This window comes from Acidithiobacillus sp. AC3 (assembly GCF_050261095.1).
In the GTDB taxonomy this organism is placed as follows: Bacteria; Pseudomonadota; Gammaproteobacteria; order Acidithiobacillales; family Acidithiobacillaceae; genus Igneacidithiobacillus; species Igneacidithiobacillus copahuensis.
Genome location: NZ_CP189838.1, coordinates 356,447 through 374,882, shown reverse-complemented (window position 1 = coordinate 374,882; position 18,436 = coordinate 356,447). Strand labels below are relative to the sequence as shown.

The following is an 18,436-nucleotide window of genomic DNA, read 5'->3' as shown; positions in this document are numbered from 1 at the left end:
CTCATGACTCGTCCCAAGCCCATACGCGGCACAGCGCCCTGTACTCTGCGGATTGACTCCCTGGATGGGGAGGGGGTGGGCGTTGCTCGGGCCGACGGCAAAGTCACTTTCGTCGCCGGTGCCCTGCCAGGGGAAGAGATCGTAGCGCAGGTCTACGAAGGCACTCCGCGTTACGATCGTGCCCGCTTGCTGGAGGTGCAGCGGGCCGCATCACAACGGGTGACGCCTCGCTGCCCCCATGCCGGAGTCTGCGGCGGCTGCAGCCTGCAACACCTGGAAGCGTCGGCACAGATAGCGGTCAAACAACGGCATCTGGAAGAACAACTCTGGCAGATCGGCAAGGTGCGGCCGGAGCGCATTCTGCCACCCATTGCCGGGCCGAGCTTCGGCTATCGCCGCAAGGCTCGTCTCTCGGTCCGGGTGCCGGCCACGCGCGGGGTATTGGTGGGCTTTCGCGAATACCATTCCAGCTATGTGGCAGAAATGGAGAGCTGCGCGGTACTTGATCCCCGAGTGGGAGAACGGATTCTCGACCTGCGCGCGCTGATCGCGCGCTTGCACAACCCGCGCATCATTCCGCAAATCGAGGTGGCTTGCAGTGACGAAGTTGCAGCACTGGTGTTTCGCCATCTGGAGGCGCTGCCCCCCACGGATGAGGAATTGCTCCGCCTCTTTGGACAGACCCATAACCTGCAGATCTGGTTGCAGAGTGCGGGACCCGATAGCCTGCGTTGCATCAGCGAGAGCGATCCCCAGGCATTGTTCTACGACTTGCCGGAATATGACGTCCGCCTCGCCTTCTCTCCTCTCGTCTTCACCCAGGTCAACGCCAGCATCAATCCGGTCCTCGTCCACCGCGCCCTGGCGCTGCTCGATCCCCAAGTGGGGGAGCACATTGCCGATCTTTTCTGCGGTCTGGGGAATTTTACCCTGCCCATCGCGCGCGCCGGGGCGAAGGTTCTGGGGATCGAGGGAGAGCGTCGCCTGACGGCCTTGGGCAGCGCCAACGCGGCAGCCAATGGCCTGGCGGAGCGAGTGGAATTTCGCTGCGCAGACCTTGCCCAGGAGAGTCTCGATGAAGTGCTGGCCGGACACCCGGTGCGCAAACTTCTTATCGATCCTCCGCGCAGCGGCGCCATCGAGATCCTCAAGGGCATCGGTCCCACCATCGAACGTTTGGTCTATGTGTCCTGCAATCCGGATACCCTCGCTCGGGATGCCGGATATCTGGTGCAGCAGCTTGGCTTTCGTTTGCGCTGCGCAGGCGTCGTCAACATGTTTCCGCATACCGCCCATGTCGAGTCCGTCGCCCTCTTTACCCGCTGAGGCGCCTGCGCACTGGCTCTGGGTGCAGCCGGCCCGGCAGCGTCTGCTGGAGCTGCGCGGCAGTGCAGTGTCGGCAGAGTGGCCCGTATCCACCGCTCGCGCCGGTCTCGGCGAGGAGATCGGCAGCGGCAAGACCCCGCGCGGTTGGCATTATGTGCGCGCCCGCGTCGGCGCAGGGCTGCCGGCAGACGCGGTGCTGCGCGGGCGGCGCTGGCAAGGCGAGCGCTGGCAACCTGGCGCCACCCTGACCGACCCGATTCTTGCCCGCCTGCTCTGGCTCTGTGGCCTGGAACGGGGACGCAACCGGGGCGGTCAAGTCGATACCTTTCGCCGCTATATCTACCTGCATGGCACGGCAGACGTCGAACATCTGGGCCAAGCCGTTTCGGCGGGCTGCATCCGCCTCGATCCCGCTGCCATCATCGATCTTTTTTCTCGCTCCCCCGCGGGCCTACCCGTGCTCATTGCTGACACCTTCGGGTCATACCCCCGGCCGAACAGGAGAACCTGAATGGCACGTTTTCGCTTTCCCCATTTTCAGCGCGCGGTCAATGTTTTCAATCCGCATCTCTTCGAAAATCTCTCTCTGGCCGCCTTTCTCGCCTGGGTAGGCCTTGGTTCCGACGCCCTATCCTCCTCGGCCTACGGCCCACCGGAAATCTATTATGCCCTGCACGGTCATGAATATTTGTCGGTAGTCCTCGCGATAGCCATTCCGGTTACGGTATTCATCATTGCGGCGGGTTACAAACAGGTCATTGCCCTCTTCCCCGAGGGTGGTGGCGGGTATCACACCGCCACTACCCTGCTCGGGCCCCTGGCTGGTTTGGTCAGCGGCGCCGCACTGATTGTCGACTACATCCTCACCGCCGCCATCTCGGTGGCCTCCGGTACCGAGGCAGTGCTCAGCATCCTGCCCGCGAGCTGGTACCAGGAGCGCATATTACTGGATCTGCTGGTGCTGCTGTTCCTGATCTTCCTCAATTTGCGCGGCATGAAGGAGTCGATCAAGATTCTCTTGCCGATCTTTGTCGGCTTCCTGATCAGCAACGGGATCATCCTGGCCTGGGGCCTGCTCAGCCATGCCGGCGACTTTCCCCACATTGCGCTGGCAACCGTCCATGGGGTGCAACAGGACAGCATGAGCTATGGCTGGATCTTCATCATTGCCCTGTTACTGCGCGCGTTCAGTCTGGGCGGTGGCACCTATACGGGTCTGGAAGCCGTCGCCAACGGCGTGCACATCATGCGCGAGCCGCGGGTACAGACCGGCCAGCGGACCATGACCCTGCTGGCCACCTCGCTGTCGCTGGTTGCCGGCAGCCTGATATTTCTCTATCTGCTCTACCACGCCGAGGCCCGCGCCGGGGAAACCCTGAATGCCGCGCTGTTCCACAGCATCACCGCCAACTGGCAGGGCTTTGGCATCCATTGGGGCAATTGGGCCACCCTGCTCGCCCTGCTGACCGAGGGACTGCTTCTCTTCATTGCTGCCAATACCGGTATCATCACCGCTCCCATCGTCATGGCCAACATGGCCGTCGATCGCTGGTTACCGGAGCGATTTTCCTATCTCTCCGACCAGTTCGTCTCGCGCAATGGCATCCTGCTCGTCGGCTTCGCGTCGATTGCCATTCTTCTGGCCACCCAAGGCCATGTGCGCATCCTGGTGGTGCTCTACAGTATCAACGTGTTCATTACCTTCACCTTGACCATGGCGGGCCTCAGTCGCCACTGGTTTGCCCAGCGCAAGGGCAACAAGCCATGGCTGGGCAAACTGATCATCAGCGTACTCGGCCTGATTGTCACCGGTTCCATTCTGGTCATCACCGTCTTTGAAAAATTCGACGCCGGCGGCTGGTTTACCCTGCTCATCACCAGCGTGGTAATTTTGCTCGGTTATTTCATTTATCGTCATTATCGTTCCATCAGCAAACGTACCCGCGAGCTGGACGAAACCATGCTCGACGTCGTCCCGGAAAACATGGAACCCGGACCGGCGCTGCCCCTCGACCCACGCGCCAGTACGGCAGTATTCTTCGTGAGCCGATTCGATGGCGTCGGCCTGCATACCCTGCTCACCGCGCACCGCATGGTCAAGGGCTTTGTCAAAAACTATGTGTTCCTGCTGGCGGGCATCGTCGGTCAGGGCGAGTTCAAAGGCATGGAGGCGGTCGAGCAACTCAAGGTGTACACCGAAGCCGAAGCCAATCAATACATCGCCTACTGTCGCGCGCAGGGCATGGCGGCCACCTGGTTTGCCACCTATGGCACCGACCGCATTCAGGCCATGGAAGATCTCGCCAGTGCGGCAATCCGCTATTTTCCCAATAGCATCTTTTTTGCCGGACGGGTCATCGACTCCAGTCAGAACAGTGCATTGTGGAGCATCCTGCACGATGAAGTGTCGTTCATCATCCAGGATCGTCTCCAGAAAGATGGTTTCAGCATGATGATCGTCCCCGTCCATGTGCACGGCATGCCCAACAAACTCCCCTCCATTTCCCTGCCTATCGAGATGCCGCCGGATATGGAACTGATACAACCGGAAAAAAAGGGGGAGGAAAATGCCAAATCCAGCTGAACTCCCCCTTGGCCCCCTGATGATCGACATCCCCGGCCCAACCCTTGGAGCGGAGGATCGCGAGCGACTGCTGCATCCAACGGTGGGTGGCGTCATCCTCTTTGCGCGCAACTGTGTCAGCCATAGCCAGGTGCGGGAACTCTGCGACGAGATTCACGCCCTGCGCCAGCCGGCGCTCCTCGTCGCCATCGATCAGGAAGGGGGGCGAGTGCAACGCCTGCGCGATGGTGTCACGCGTTTTCCGCCCCAGGCCAGCCTCGGACTCGTAGCCGATCGCGAGGGACTGGATCGGGCCCGCACGCTTGCGGAAATCTGGGGCGAGCTGTTGGGATACGAACTCCGACAATTGGGCATCGACATCGACTTCACGCCGTGTATCGATCTTGCCTCCGGTGTCTCTGCTGTGATCGGCGATCGTGCCTTGCACAGCGATCCGCACATTGTTGGTGAGCTGGCAAGCCATCTCTGGCAGGGGATGGACCGTCAGGGCTTGACCGGTGTAGCCAAACATTTTCCCGGTCACGGTGGTGTGGCAGCAGATTCCCATCATGAGCTTCCCATCGACCCCCGCCCGCCAGAGGCGTTGGCAAGCGATCTGCGTCCCTTCCGGCGCCTGGTCGCGGCCGGTATTCCCGCCATCATGCCGGCGCATGTGCGCTATTCTGCCGTGGATGAGGCCCCGGCCGGATACTCGTCCTACTGGCTGCGCGCGGTATTGCGCGGTGATCTCGGTTTTACCGGAGTCATTGTCAGCGACGATCTCAGCATGGCGGGTGCCCTCGCGGTCGGCGCGATCAGCGAGCGCGTCGATACTGCCCTCGCCGCCGGTTGCGAGATGCTGCTGATCTGCAATGATGCGGCCACCGCCAATCAGGCCATGCAACACTGTCTGACCTGCGCTTTACCGGCGTCGCGCCTCGGTGTTTTGCGCGGTCAGGAAGGCCAGCTCGATCCCGAGCGCTACGCCACTTACCGTGCCGAGATCGACAAGCTCCGGGAGCGCAGCAGCAAGCCCTTGTAATTCCTCTGTCAGCGCGTAGAATACGCGTTCCCCCTTTGTGGTGGTCAACTCCTTGTTCGGACGATGGGCGTCCGGACTCTATGATCCGTAAGGAGAATGCATTGCGGCATTATGAAATCGTGTTTCTGGTCCACCCTGACCAGAGTGAGCTGGTACCCCAGATGATCGAGCGCTACCGCGGAATGATCGAGGGCGACGGCGGGCAGATTCATCGTTTGGAAGACTGGGGTCGCCGTCAGCTTGCGTATCCCATCAAAAAGGCCCATAAGGCACACTACGTTCTCATGAATGTGGAGTGCAGCGCAGCCGCCCTGGCCGAGTTGGAAGACGCCTTCCGCTTCAGTGATGCCGTATTGCGCCACCTGACCCTGGCACGCGACGAAGCCATCACCGAGGCATCGCCCCTGGCACGCGACGAAAGCGATCGCCACGAGCGCAGCAGCGATGAAGAGCGAGCAGACAGCATTCCAGCAAGCGTAGAGTAAGGAACCGAAAATGGCATTTCATAAAGACAGAGATAGAGACAGAGACAATGATGGTGATCGCCGCGGCGGCGGTGGCTTTTCGCGGCGGCGCAAGACCTGCCGCTTCAAAGCCGAAGGCGTCAAGGAAATCGACTATAAGGACCTGAAAACCTTGCAGGCTTTCGTCGGCGAAACGGGCAAGATCGTACCTAGCCGGATCACCGGCACCAGCGCCCTCTACCAGCGGCAACTGGCAACCGCCATCAAGCGCGCGCGCTTCCTGGCACTGCTGCCCTACGTCATCCGCTAAGCCGCTGGCGACAAGGACAAGATCATGAAAGTCATTTTATTGGAACGCATCAACAAACTGGGCCGCCTTGGGGATGTCGTCGAGGTTCGCCCCGGCTACGGACGCAATTTTCTGGTCCCCCAGGGCAAGGCAGTGGTCGCCACGCCCAGCAATTTGGCCGATTTTGCCGAGCGTAAGGCGCAGCTGGAAGCAGTCGAGGCCGAGCGCCTACAGGCGGCGCGGGTACGGGCCGAGGCCCTGGCAGAGACCGTTCTGCGCATTGCCCTGCAGGCGGGCGAAGACGGGCGCCTCTTTGGCTCCGTGGGTCATCATGAGGTCGCACGGATGCTCGAAGAACTGGGTCATACGGTGAACCATGGCGAGGTGCGTATGCAGGAAGGCCCCATCAAGCGCACCGGCGAATATCCGGTACGTCTGCATCTCCACCCCGAAGTCGAGATCGACATCCAGGTCGTCGTCGAACGCGCCTGATTTCGCGCGTCCAGAGGCAGAGCAATGGCGGCCCATCTGGACCCGGAAGTCAAGGCAACCCCCTACTCCCGGGAGGCCGAGCAGTCGGTCCTCGGGGGCTTGTTGATCGACCCGGAAGCTTGGGAGGCGGTCAGCGAGGCCCTTGCCGTCCACGATTTTTACGAGCGTCGTCATCAAACCATCTTCGCCGCGGCTGCGGAAATCTGTAATGCCGGCAGCGAACTCGACGCCGTCACCCTTGCTGAGCATCTCGAGGCCCGCGAGCTCCTTGCCGAGGTGGGCGGCCTCACCTACCTGATCGAACTCGCCAACGCCACCCCCAGTGCCGGCAATATCCTAGCCTACGCGCGTATCGTACGCGAACGCTCGGTCCTGCGCTCGCTGCTCCGTGCCGGCCGCGAGATCGCCGATCTGGCCTATCGCCCCGAAGGGCGGGAGGCGCGTCTGCTGCTCGACGAGGCAGAGCGCAAGATTTTTGAGCTGGCACAAGGCGAAGATCGCGGCGGCGCCCATTTTCAGCAAATCAAGGAAGTCTTGCCCGCGGTCATCGATCGGATCGAACAGATCGCCAAGGAACGCAAGCAGATCACCGGACTGCCCACCGGTTTTGTCGATCTCGACGAAAAGACCTCGGGTCTGCATCCAGGTCAGCTGGTAATCGTTGCCGGCCGCCCGAGTATGGGCAAGACGGCCTTTGCCATGAACATTGCCGAGCACGTTGCCTGTGTCGAAAAACGCGCGGTGGCGGTATTCAGCATGGAGATGCCGACGGAAGAAATCGTCCTGCGTGCCCTTTCCTCGCGCGGGCGGGTCGATCAACACCGCCTGCGCAATGGCAGTCTCAATCGCGACGACTGGCCCCGCATTGCCCAAGCCGTCGGCGAACTGAACACCGCCCCACTCTTTGCCGACGACTCGGCCGCCCTCTCTCCTGCCGAGTTGCGCTCCCGCGCCCGACGTCTCAAGCGCGAGCATGATATCGCCTTGATCGTCGTCGATTATCTGCAGCTGATGCAGGTCCCCGGACGCGGCGACAACCGGGTGGCGGAAATCTCTGAGATCAGTCGTTCACTGAAGGCACTGGCCAAGGAGCTGGGTCTGCCCATCATTGCCCTCTCCCAGCTCAACCGCAGTCTGGAGAGTCGCACCGAAAAACGTCCGCAAATGTCGGACCTGCGCGAGTCCGGTGCCATCGAACAAGACGCCGATCTGATCCTTTTCCTCTATCGCGACGAGGTGTATCACAAGGACAAGGAAGAGGTGAAGGGATTGGCCGAGGTCATCATCGGCAAACAGCGTAACGGACCCATCGGGACCGTGCGCATGAGCTTTTTTGGCGAGTATACACGCTTCGAGAACTACGCACCCCTGGATGGCGAGGCCTGATCCCGGCAGGCAAGCCGATCCTCTGCTATGCTCAAAGCACTTGTGATCAAGAAAAGTGAGTGAGTCGATGAGCACTGTGCTCATGGGCAGCGCCGATGTCGATCCGCATGCCGAGCATGGATACCTTTGCTGTCCCGACTGCGGTCTGCTGCAAAAATTGCCCCGCACCGGTATCCGCGGGCTGAACACCTACTGTGGGCGCTGTGGCGCCACCCTGGAGCGCACTCGCGGGCGCAGCATCAATGCTGCCCTGGCCATGTGCCTGAGCGCCTTGTTCCTGCTGCTGCCAATGAATCTTCTTCCGTTTCTGACGGTAGATATTTTTGGCGTTCATCACACCAGTATCGTCTACTCCGGCATTGCCGGGATTGCGGCCCAGGGCTGGCCAGTGGTTGCCGTCATCCTGGCACTGGAACTCATCATCCTGCCTTTTTTTCGCTTCGGCTTTTTGGCCACGGTCTTGCTCGGCATCTATCACGACTATCATCATCCACATCTGGGGAAGCTCTTTCGCTGGTCGGAACGCCTTGATCAATGGGCCATGCCGGATGTCTTTCTCATTGGCTGCGTCATCGGCTATGGCCGGGTCGCTCCGTTTCTGCCCATCAGTATCGGAATCGGTGGTTATTGCGTCCTTGCCGTTTCTTTTCTCACCTTGCTGACCCGTGCGAGTCTCGATCGACGCGAAATCTGGCGGCGTATTGGCCCTTGCTGCCAGCATCTCGAAGAAGGGGTGGAGTACGTCGGTTGCCCCTTTTGTGGTCTGCCGCATCCCAAGGCGGAGGCGGAGGGTCAACCTTGCCGCCGTTGTGGCGAACGGGTCTGGCGCTATCGGCCGGACACCGGGATACGCGTCCTGGCACTGACCCTTGCGGGGTTCTTCTGCTATCCCTTTGCCTATCTTTACCCCATGGAGAGCAATTACCAACTCGGCAGTCTGCAGGGCTACTCCATCATGACCGGGGTGCACAAGCTGATCCAGGCGAATTTTTATGTCTTTGCGGCCATCATCTTTCTTGCGAGTGTGCTTACCCCCTTTCTGAAACTGTTTGGTCTGAGCTGGTTCCTCATCTCTATACACGGCCACTCGCAGCGCTGGCTACGTGGCAAGACCATGCTCTTCCGGGTCATTCGTCAGATCGGTCGCTGGTCCCACATCGATGTCTTTACCGTCGCCGTCTTTCTGCCCCTCATGCATCTTTCCGGCTTGCTGGCGGTGTACGTGGGAAAGGCGTTACCCTTCTTCCTTGCCGTTGTCGTAATCACCATGTTTGCCACCGAGATCTTCGATCCCCGCCTACTCTGGCAAAAGGTCGATGAACAACAGGAACAAGATGAGTCAGTCTTCGTCAACACCGCAAGCGCAGAATCGTAAACCCCGCTGGCCAGGTCTGATCTGGGCAGTGCCGGTCGCCGCACTGGCGATTGTCGGTTGGCTCGCCTTGCGGAGTTATCTCGACCAAGGGCCGACGGTTACCGTGGAGTTTCCCACCACCGGCGGGATCAAGGCCGATCACACCTCGGTGAAATTTCGCGGAGTGACGGTTGGTCAGGTCACCGGTACCCGACTGGCGAAGTCCTTGGAACAAATGTCCGTCACCATCCGCTTCGACCCCTACATGGCCGGACATCTGGGCAAGGGGACGCGCTACTGGATTGCCGGCAAGGAAGTCAGTTTCAGCGATCTGAGTTCCCTCAAATCCCTCATTGCCGGGCCCTATATTGGCGTGGATCCGCATCCCGGCGCGACGGTGCACAAGGTGGTGGGACTGCGCCAGGAGCCGGTACTCAAAAGTGAGCCGAAAGGTCTGACGCTCATTCTGCAAAGCGATCATTTCAATATCGTACAGCGCGCGGCTCCCATTTTTTATCAAGGGATGCAGATTGGTGAGGTGCGCGGCAAGGCACAGGCTCCGGATGGTGACGGCTTCCGTATTTACGCCTTCATCTCGCAAAAATATCTGCATCTGATCAACGCCCGCAGTCGTTTCTGGAACTCGGGCAACGTTCGCTTCACTCTCCTTGGCAAAGACCCTGGCCTGCATCTACCGCCCAGCAACGCCATTCTCTCTGGGGCCGTCTCGGTATTCACACCAGAGTCAGGAAAACCGGCTACGGAAAACATGCAATTCCATCTCTATCCCAGCGCGCAGGCAGCGCGCTGGGCACCGCGCAGCAATGCCGTGTTCTACCAGCTGGTACTGCCGGGAGGACCACAGGGTCTGGCGAGCGGAGCTGCTGTGCACCTGGAAGGAGCTCGGGTGGGCACAGTTACCGCCGTCGACATGCACTACGATCCGCAGCGCAAGGCCCTGCAGACCGATGTGCAATTGGCGCTCGAACCGCAGCGCATTCCTCTGGCCAACGCCCAATGGGATGAACGCAATCCACGCCCCCAGATGGACGCGATGCTGCGCGCTCTGATCGCTCAGGGACTGCGCGCCGAAATGCAGCAGAACCCGCCTCTCGTAGGCAATCCGGAGATTTCCCTGGTCATGCTTCAGCACCCCAAAGCGGCGACTCTGGCTGCTGGCAATCCACCTCAGATTCCTTTTGTGGAAGGAGGAAGTCTCGCTGGAACGCTGGCTCAGGTCGATGGCATCCTGCGGGAAATCCATGCACTGCCCCTACCGGAGATTGCCAAGAATCTGCAAATCACGACGCAGCGGATCGCTGCCCTCAGCCAATCGGAAAAAACGCAGGAGACGCTCCGCCATCTTGCTGCGGCAACGCAGCACCTGAATGCCATTCTCGCATCCGGCCAAAAGCAGTTACCGGAAACACTGCAGCATCTGCGTGCCGCGAGTGCGCAGGCAGAGCAGGCCTTGCAGGCGGCACACGGTCTATTGGCAGCTGAGGGCAGCGCCGGTAATGCACCGGAATCCAGTACCCTGCCGCGCACGCTATATGAACTCAGCCGCGCCGCCGCCTCGCTGCGTTCCCTGACTGACTATCTCGATAGCCACCCCAATGCCCTATTGATCGGGAAATGACCATGGCCTGGATCCGTATCTGTTTTCTTCTGGTTTTCACCCTGCTCCTCAGTGCCTGCGCCAGCACCCCAACACAGTATCTGAGTCTGAACGCGCAGGGTTCGCCCCTACCCACTCAGCCACTGACAGAGAAGCACCGCCTGTTGATCGTCGATCACGTACAGATGCCCGCCAGTATCGATCGCCTCTATCTTACCCGCCGCAGCGGCGACAATGGCATGGAGGTGTCCGGGCATGTGCGCTGGATCGCGCCGCTGGGCGGCATGACGCAGCGCGTGTTGACGGAGGATCTGCGTCGGCGCCTACCCGATCTTACCGTGCTGCTTGCCGGTTCCCCGGTACCCAGTAACACGCGACCCATCCATCTGCAGGTGCAGGTACAGGAATTTCTCCCGACGAGCAACGGCAGCGTGCTGCTCGATGCCGATTACTTCCTGCTCGATGCCGCTGGCCATGTCGAATATGCTGGACATTTTCACCAGCGCATCGCTGCTGACTCGACTGCAACGGCGCAGGCACAGGCCATGAGTCACTGTATTGCGGCATTGGCGCAGGAGATTGCGCGACAGCTCTCGGCGGTACAGCGCGCGCCTACCCATTAGCACAACATGGCGAGTCAGTTACGCGAGGGCCCACTGGCCACAACGGAGGCCGTCAAGCTCCAGGGCGGGGAGTGTCAATACCAGTTGCGTCCGTTACGCATCAGCGATGCGGCGGCTGTACGACAGATCTGTTGCGACACCGGCTTTCTGGGAGAGCCGATCGAGCCACTCTGCGGTGACCGTGAACTTTTCGCGGCGCTCATGGTTAATCCGTACCTGGAGTACGCCCTGGACTGGGGCCTGGTCGCCGAGCAGAACGGACAGATCATTGCTTATCTCCTGGGTGCACCACCAGATTTCGACGCTTCGGTCTTTCGCGTGGCCGCCCAGGCAACCCTGAAGATGCTCGGGCGAGCGGCCGCCGGAAGCTATCGTGCGCAGCCACAAACCCTGCATTTTCTCAACTGGCTACTGTTCCGCAGCTATCGCGAGCGGCCATTGCGGCCCACCCATGCCGCGCACATGCACTTCAATGTGCAAAGTCCCGAGCGGGGACACTTTCTGGGTCTGCATCTCTGGCAACAATTTGAAGCGCTACTTCGCGCGCGTGGCGTTCCGCACTACTATGGAGAACTCTTTTCCTGGCCAGGACATCGCCCCGAGCGTCCCTACCGACGCTATGGTCTGCAAGTCTACGATCGCGTGCCGAGTAGTCTTTTCGACTATGCGAGCGAACTGGAAGTGGAGAATATCTGCGTGTACAAGCGCATGGATTGAGATGAACGTCAATCTGCGTTTCTGGCTGGTTCTCCTCCTCGCAATCGCCATCTCCCTGGTACCGATCTGGTATTTCATGAATGGCCAGGCCATCCATCTGATCAGCGAAATCCGTCCGCAACTACTGCTGGGACTGACGGCACTGATGCTTTTGAGCTGGCTGGCCGAGGCGCTGCGCCTGCAGCTGATCTGTGCCGGCGTTGCGCTGCGCATTCCGCTGCGCAGTGCCCTGCCGCTGGTCATGGCTGCCGAATTTGCCGGGGCGGCAACGCCCGCCGCCTCAGGCATGGGGGCCGCCTACCTCGTCTTTCTCTACCGGCGTGGCCTGAACGTTGGTACGGCAGCAGCAGTTCTGCTCGCCATCGCCATCACCGATCTCCTCTTCATGATTGCCATCTTTCTTTTTTCCCTACTGTACCTCCTCTTTTTCCAGAACTCTTTGCCTGACGTGCGCATCATTCTCTGGCTGGCGTTGATCACCTTTGGCACTGCCGCTCTCTTGTTTGCGATCTGGCATTTCGAGCGTCGACGTATCATTCGCGGCATCGATCGAAGGTTTCTTCGCTTCTCCTGGTATCAACGCTACCGCCAACGCATTGCATTGTTCTTTTCGCGCTTTCTGAAGTCGCTGGAACTGCTGCGCGCACTTCCCTGGCGCCAACGAGGTAAAATTTTTCTCAGTGCGGCCGGCTACTGGACACCGCGCTATCTGGTCCTCTGGGCATTGATGCAGTATGTCGGCGGACACGTGAGTGTACCCTACATCATCGTCAGTCAGACCTTGCTCAACCTGACCTCGCAGCTCAGTTTTCTGCCTGGTGGCGCGGGCAGTGTCGGTGCCGCCTACGGCCTGCTCTTCGGCACCAGCCTGTCCCAGACCGACATTGCTTTCAGTCTCCTCGGTTGGCGTCTATTCACCTATTACTGGTATCTCTTCATCGGCATGCCGTGGTTTTTTTATGAATGGGGCTGGGGCAAAGATCACCCTGGCAAACATCAGCGGAAAAGCGCTTAACTCCCAAGACGGGCAGGGTTCCCCCTTGCTATCATTGCCACATGAGTCGCCCCAACCAAGTGGAAATCTCTGCCTCGGCCCTTGCCCACAATCTGGCGGTGGCGCGTCGCGCCGCGCCCCACGCGCGGGTAATGGGCGCCATCAAGGCCAATGCCTACGGCCACGGCGCAGCATTGGTCGCCACGCTTCTGGCGGAGGCCGGGATTGACGCTTTTGCCTTGGCCAGCATCGAAGAGGCGGAGGAACTCCAGAGCTTGCAGCTCCGCCCCCGTTGCACCGCCCTGGCCGGCCCTTTCTCCGCAGGAGAGATTCCCTTGGCTGCGGCGCATGGGCACCGCTTGGTATTACAGAATTTCGCCCAAGTGGCCTGGCTGCGGGAGAGCCGCTGGCAGGAGCCACTGGAGGTCTTTGTCAAATTCGACAGCGGTATGCACCGGCTCGGCTTTTCCCATGACGAGTTGGCGCAAGTGTTTGCCCAATTGCGCGCTGGTGTCGGTGGACCCCTGCGGATTCTCGGTCTGCTGAGCCATCTGGCCCGCGCCGATACCCCGGAAGACCCCTACAATGCCGAGCAGATCCGTGCCTTTCACGAGGCTTGCACGACCTTCGGCCCGCATACCGCCGGAGAGCACTCGCTGCCCAACTCGGCGGCCATCCTCGCCCTGCCGGGGGCGATCACTCCCTGGATACGACCGGGCCTGCTGCTCTATGGCCTGAGCCCCCTCCACGCGCGCAGCGCCGCCGACCTTGATCTGCGGCCGGCATTGCGCTGGCAGAGCGAGATCATCGCCGTTCGTAGGCTGCGCGCCGGGGACTGGCTCGGCTACGGTGCCAGCTGGCAAAGCCCGCGTGATTGCCGCGTGGGAGTGATTGCCTGCGGCTATGGCGACGGGCTAGATCGCCGCCTGGGATTGCAGGAGGCCCCGGTGCGGGTGAAGGGCCAGCCGAGTCATCTGCTCGGGCGGATCAGCATGGATCTCGCGTTCGTCGCGCTGGATGGCATAGCGGCCGACATTGGTGATCCGGTGCAGATCTTGGGGGGGCCCGAGCTGCCTCTGGAGGACTGCGCCGAACAGCTCGGTACCATCTCTTACGAAATCGGCACCCGCATCGCCCAGCGGGTACCCAGGCTGCGTGTGCCGTGAGTCGCGAGCGGAGTCTCTACGTCTGCCAGGCCTGCGGCGCCAGCAGCCCCAAGTGGATGGGTCGCTGTGGGGAATGCGGCGCCTGGAACAGCCTGGTGGAAGAGCGGCCAGCGGCGACTCCCAAAGGTAACCGCGGCAGCAGTGCCTATGCGGTGGCCAGCCCACCGCAGCGTCTAGCGGCGGTACCCGTTGCCACCATCCGCCGGCAGGGTACCGGCTTGCAGGAACTCGACCGCGTCCTGGGCGGGGGCATCGTGCCAGGGGCGGCAATCCTCCTCGGGGGAGAACCCGGCATCGGCAAATCGACCTTGTTGTTGCAGAGCGCCGCCGGCATGGCGCAAAACGACTCCGTACTCTATGTCACCGGCGAAGAATCGGCGGCGCAATTGGCCCTCCGTGCCCAGCGTCTGGGAATTGGCGATCTCGCCATCGAGGTCCTGGCGGAGAACCACCTGGAAAGCATCGAAGCCCAGCTTGCTCAGCAACGTCCGCAGGTATTGCTGATCGACTCCATTCAGACCCTATTTACTGAAAATCTCCAATCCGCACCGGGTTCTGTCGCCCAGGTGCGCGAATGTGCGGCGCGCCTGGTGCGTCTGGCGAAAACCCAGGACATCAGCCTGTGGATGGTGGGGCACGTGACCAAGGAGGGGGCGATTGCCGGTCCTCGGGTATTGGAACACATGGTCGATACGGTGCTGTATTTTGAGGGGGAAGCCGGCAGCCCCTATCGTATCGTACGCGCGATCAAGAATCGCTTTGGCGCCGCCAATGAGCTCGGCGTCTTTGAGATGCAGGAAAAGGGCCTGGAGGAAATCAGCAACCCCTCGCGTCTGTTTCTGAGTCAGCACCAGCGGCCGGTTCCCGGCAGCATCGTCCTGCCCACTCAGGAAGGCAGCCGTAGCCTGCTGGTGGAGGTACAGGCGCTGGTCACCCCCAGCCCTCTGGCAAACCCCCGCCGGGTCGCTCTGGGTCTCGATCCCAATCGTCTGTCTCTGCTGTTGGCCATTCTCCATCGGCATGGCGGAAGTTTCTTGTTTGACCAGGATGTCTTCGTCAACATCGCCGGGGGGGTGCGCGTACTGGAACCGGCCGCCGATCTGGCCGTTGCCCTGGCGGTCCTTAGTGCCTTTCGCAACGAACCGGTAGCGGAAGGTTTGGTGGCCTTTGGCGAACTGGGTCTGGCGGGGGAATTGCGTCCGGTAGCCAACGCCGAGAGTCGCCTGCGCGAGAGCGAAAAACTCGGATTTCATCACGCCATCCTGCCCCAGGGAAAGACACCCCCCAGTGCCATTCGCCTGCATCCCGCCCGCTCCCTGGCCGACGCGGTACAGTCGGCCTTTGGACACTAGACAGTGGGCCGGTCAGGCCGGTTGTTGTGCACGCAACCAGAAAGCATCGAGCAGGGCGGTAGAGAAACGCCGATGGCAGTCCTCCACGGCCGACCAATCTGCATCTCGCACTTTTCCATTTTCTATCCGCAAACAGCCGATCAAGGCATGATATTCCTGGTGCAAGGTCATCAACATGGCATCTGGAGCCAACCCCAACTGTTCCAATCGACGCTCCTCGGGACAGGCATGGGCGTTGGCCATTACCTGAAAATCAACGATTTCAGGGTGCAGCTCCAGCGTCTTTTCGAGAATATCGAAATGCGAGATATGTTGAGCATATAGCCCGAGAAAACTCACTGGGATGTCGCGGTCATCCTGCAAGCTACGCTCCAGGAATTCGTGCAACATGGGCACCGGCATTGGACGAGCAATTGCGTAGCCCTGAAAATAGCGGACACCCATCTCCATCAAGGCATCACGAATCGCATCGCTTTCCACCCCTTCGGCCACCAAGTCGATATGCAGCCCCTTGGTCAAACCCAAAACCGACTGTACGAAACGCAGATCCTGGGGGCGATCCTCCAGACAACGCACAAAGCCCTGATCCAGCTTTGCCTTGTCTACCGGCAACTCTTTCAGGCGCAAAAGGGAAGAATACCCACTACCGATATCATCCAACGCCAAGCGAAACCCCATCGCTTTCAAATCGAGAAGGTGATCCGTCGCTATCTGACGATCGATAAAGTCGTGATTTTCCAGAATCTCCAGCGTGATACGTGCGGGATCTACGCGGAAGTCGTCCACGATTCCCTTTATCGCATATATGCAGGCAGTACCCAGTACCTGGGGATCGATGTTGACCGATACCCAGTAGACCTGCCCCTCCCGCTCGAGGGCCTGCAAATCGAGGATGGCCTTTCGCAGCATCTGCTCCGTTAAAGAAAAAATATCTTTTTCGGTGAGCTGCCCCAGGAAGTCACCCGGTCCCCAGACCTTGCCGTCCTCATCCACCAAACGTGCCAATGCCTCCAAACCAACGACCCGTTTCGCTCGTTGATCCCAAATCGGCTGGTACCAGCTTTGCAAGCCGCCGGCGCGAAAGAGCATCCGCAATGGATAGAGGCTCTGGGCACTTTCGTCTGGGCTCCAGAATGCCCACGGTGCATTCCGAGTTTCCTTGTTGCGCTTGGATTCGAACATCGCCTGATCGGCTTCTCGCAGCAGTAACTCCAGGTTACTGTTGGCAGAGAGTGGATAAATACTCACTCCCATACTCACCTGAATATGAATCTGCTCACCCGATTCCAGCACTAATGGCTTTTCCACCGCAGAGTTGACCTTGCGCAACACACTCTCCAGCTGGTCAACATCACGCAACCCTTCGAGCAGCAGAATGAACTCGTCACCACCGATTCTGACGACGCCATCCGAGTGTCGCAACGAATCCTGCAAACGCTGCGCGAGCCGCTGCAACACGGCGTCACCACGGTCATGTCCAATGCGATCGTTGACTTCCTTGAAGTCGTCCAGATCGAGCACGACCAGGGCCAAGAGACGTTCACTATGGTCTGCCCGGGCGCGCGCTCGGGGCAGTTCTTCCTCCAGTGCCCGTCGGTTCATGAGACCCGTCAACGGATCGTGCAGTGCCATTTTCTCCAGCTCGGCCTCACGGGCCTTCTGATGGGTAAGATCATGGAAGTAACCAATATAGTTGGTTACTTCTCCCGCGTTGTTGCGCACCGCCCGAATCTGGAGAAATTCGGGGAACAAGTCACCATTTTTCCGACGATTCCAGATTTCTCCTTGCCACTCGCCGTCCCGATGCAGCTTTTCCCACATCCGCTCGTAAAAATTACCGTTCTGTAGCCCGGAGTGCAGAATCTGTGGCGTCAGCCCCAAGACGTCACTTTCGGCATAACCTGTCAGCCGCGTAAACGCCTGGTTCACGCGCACGATGCGCTGTTCCGCATCGGTTATCATGATGCCTTCCTGGGCCTCGAACACCTGTGCGGAAAGACGCAGTGCCTCGCGCTGCCGGCGCTCCTCGCTGATATCCCGCTGCACGCTCACAAACTGGGCCAACTGCCCCTGCTGGTCGCGTATTGGATTGATCGACAGTTGGTTCCAAAATGAACTGCCATCTTTGCGATAATTGAGAATTTCTCCGCTGTAGGCTTGTCCCGCATCCAGGTGTTGGCGTATCCGCGCGACGGTTTCGGCCGCAGTCTTTGGCCCCTGTAAGATGCGGCAATTCTTGCCGATCAGTTCGGCCAGACCGTAGCCCGTTATCTCGGCAAATGCGTTGTTGAAATACAGTATGTTTTGCTCTGCATCCGTCAGTAGTACACCCTCACTGATCGAACGCAATGCCGCGGCAAAGCTGCGATCCCGTCCATCCACGGAGGGCTGGAAAAGGAATTGCGCGACTACTGCGGCAATTCCCTCCAGCAATCTCTCCTGCTCTGTTGTCGGCGTACCTTCCCGAAAACTGGTGAGGGCAAAGCTGCCAACTGCCTGGCCGAGAGGATCTCGAATCGGTACCGACCAGCAGGCGCGGATCTGCAACGCACGGGCAAGTTCGTGTAGCCGCAGCCAACGCTCGTCTTGGGTTGCATTGTGCACCAAAACCTTCTCACCGCTGAGAACGACGCTGACACAGGAGCCGTTGCCTTCGATCACACGCAAGCCATCGAAGCGCTCCCGCAGTCCTTCAGGAAGACTGGGCCCGGCGTACAGGCGGAGCTCCCCTTCCCTTCCCAGCAGCATTACTGTCGCCAGCGCACCGGGAACGATGCGCTCGGCAAGCAGGCATAAGGATTCAACCAAAGGCAAAGCGGATTCTGCTGCCTCGGGCACCACTGGATTACACGATAAACCGCGCACTCTACGGAACTCCTACTCCCACCACTCACCCTTTTCTAAAGGGCTAAAATCGTTTTTCACGACGACCAAGAAACAGAAAGACCCGTCCGTCACCCTGTAGGGATATAGACGAGCCTACCGAACATTCAATATGATACGCCGATTCGCGATGGACGCAACTTTACAATAACCTATCAAGATTTTGA

The 18,436-nt window shown here is 60.0% G+C and carries 16 protein-coding genes; 15 read left to right on the top strand and 1 reads right to left on the bottom strand.

What is annotated here, in order from left to right; translation table 11 throughout:
* The first annotated feature begins 3 nt into the window (after nucleotides 1–3).
* The 15 genes from rlmD to radA all read left to right on the top strand — a co-directional run bounded on the left by rlmD (nucleotide 4) and on the right by radA (nucleotide 15,386).
* Nucleotides 4–1,326: a 23S rRNA (uracil(1939)-C(5))-methyltransferase RlmD gene (gene rlmD / locus ACQAYK_RS01810; RefSeq protein ID WP_215871551.1), complete on the top strand. Its 1,323-nt coding sequence runs from the start codon at nucleotides 4–6 to the stop codon at nucleotides 1,324–1,326.
* Nucleotides 1,295–1,837, top strand: a complete 543-nt coding sequence (locus tag ACQAYK_RS01805) for a L,D-transpeptidase (protein WP_215871552.1) — start codon at nucleotides 1,295–1,297, stop codon at nucleotides 1,835–1,837. The genes rlmD and ACQAYK_RS01805 overlap by 32 nt, the downstream gene beginning before the upstream one ends.
* Complete coding sequence (locus tag ACQAYK_RS01800) at nucleotides 1,838–3,910, top strand: APC family permease (RefSeq protein ID WP_215871553.1); 2,073 nt, start codon at nucleotides 1,838–1,840, stop codon at nucleotides 3,908–3,910.
* The gene (nagZ, locus tag ACQAYK_RS01795) at nucleotides 3,894–4,931 is read left to right on the top strand and encodes a beta-N-acetylhexosaminidase (protein ID WP_226827534.1); all 1,038 of its coding nucleotides are present in this window, start codon (nucleotides 3,894–3,896) and stop codon (nucleotides 4,929–4,931) included. Before ACQAYK_RS01800 ends, nagZ begins: the two co-directional genes overlap by 17 nt.
* Before the next feature lie 101 nt (nucleotides 4,932–5,032).
* The gene (gene rpsF / locus ACQAYK_RS01790; protein WP_215871554.1) at nucleotides 5,033–5,416 is read left to right on the top strand and encodes a 30S ribosomal protein S6; all 384 of its coding nucleotides are present in this window, start codon (nucleotides 5,033–5,035) and stop codon (nucleotides 5,414–5,416) included.
* 10 nt (nucleotides 5,417–5,426) lie between these two features.
* Nucleotides 5,427–5,705, top strand: coding sequence for a 30S ribosomal protein S18 (rpsR, locus tag ACQAYK_RS01785; RefSeq protein WP_215871555.1), 279 nt, complete (start codon nucleotides 5,427–5,429; stop codon nucleotides 5,703–5,705).
* 24 nt (nucleotides 5,706–5,729) lie between these two features.
* Nucleotides 5,730–6,176 (top strand): 50S ribosomal protein L9, encoded by a 447-nt coding sequence (gene rplI, locus ACQAYK_RS01780; protein WP_215871556.1) that lies wholly within the window; start codon nucleotides 5,730–5,732, stop codon nucleotides 6,174–6,176.
* A gap of 24 nt (nucleotides 6,177–6,200) precedes the next feature.
* Nucleotides 6,201–7,562, top strand: coding sequence for a replicative DNA helicase (dnaB, locus tag ACQAYK_RS01775; RefSeq protein ID WP_215871557.1), 1,362 nt, complete (start codon nucleotides 6,201–6,203; stop codon nucleotides 7,560–7,562).
* A 67-nt stretch (nucleotides 7,563–7,629) separates the two neighbouring features.
* Nucleotides 7,630–8,937 (top strand): paraquat-inducible protein A, encoded by a 1,308-nt coding sequence (locus ACQAYK_RS01770; RefSeq protein WP_483167771.1) that lies wholly within the window; start codon nucleotides 7,630–7,632, stop codon nucleotides 8,935–8,937.
* Nucleotides 8,897–10,555, top strand: a complete 1,659-nt coding sequence (locus ACQAYK_RS01765; RefSeq protein ID WP_215871559.1) for a PqiB family protein — start codon at nucleotides 8,897–8,899, stop codon at nucleotides 10,553–10,555. The genes ACQAYK_RS01770 and ACQAYK_RS01765 overlap by 41 nt, the downstream gene beginning before the upstream one ends.
* Nucleotides 10,556–10,557: 2 nt before the next feature.
* Complete coding sequence (locus ACQAYK_RS01760; RefSeq protein WP_215871560.1) at nucleotides 10,558–11,157, top strand: PqiC family protein; 600 nt, start codon at nucleotides 10,558–10,560, stop codon at nucleotides 11,155–11,157.
* A gap of 6 nt (nucleotides 11,158–11,163) precedes the next feature.
* Complete coding sequence (locus ACQAYK_RS01755) at nucleotides 11,164–11,874, top strand: hypothetical protein (RefSeq protein WP_215871561.1); 711 nt, start codon at nucleotides 11,164–11,166, stop codon at nucleotides 11,872–11,874.
* A gap of 1 nt (nucleotide 11,875) precedes the next feature.
* A complete protein-coding gene (locus ACQAYK_RS01750; RefSeq protein ID WP_215871562.1) occupies nucleotides 11,876–12,889 on the top strand; it encodes a lysylphosphatidylglycerol synthase transmembrane domain-containing protein in 1,014 nt (337 codons plus the stop codon).
* Nucleotides 12,890–12,930: 41 nt separating this feature from the next.
* On the top strand, nucleotides 12,931–14,034 hold the full coding sequence (alr, locus tag ACQAYK_RS01745) for an alanine racemase (RefSeq protein ID WP_215871563.1): 1,104 nt from the start codon (nucleotides 12,931–12,933) through the stop codon (nucleotides 14,032–14,034).
* On the top strand, nucleotides 14,031–15,386 hold the full coding sequence (gene radA, locus ACQAYK_RS01740; protein WP_215871564.1) for a DNA repair protein RadA: 1,356 nt from the start codon (nucleotides 14,031–14,033) through the stop codon (nucleotides 15,384–15,386). Before alr ends, radA begins: the two co-directional genes overlap by 4 nt.
* Nucleotides 15,387–15,398: 12 nt before the next feature.
* Here radA and ACQAYK_RS01735 read toward each other — a convergent pair whose 3' ends face one another.
* Entirely contained in the window at nucleotides 15,399–18,251 is a 2,853-nt protein-coding gene (locus tag ACQAYK_RS01735) for a bifunctional diguanylate cyclase/phosphodiesterase (RefSeq protein ID WP_483167770.1), read from the bottom strand.
* Between the last annotated feature and the right edge of the window lie 185 nt (nucleotides 18,252–18,436).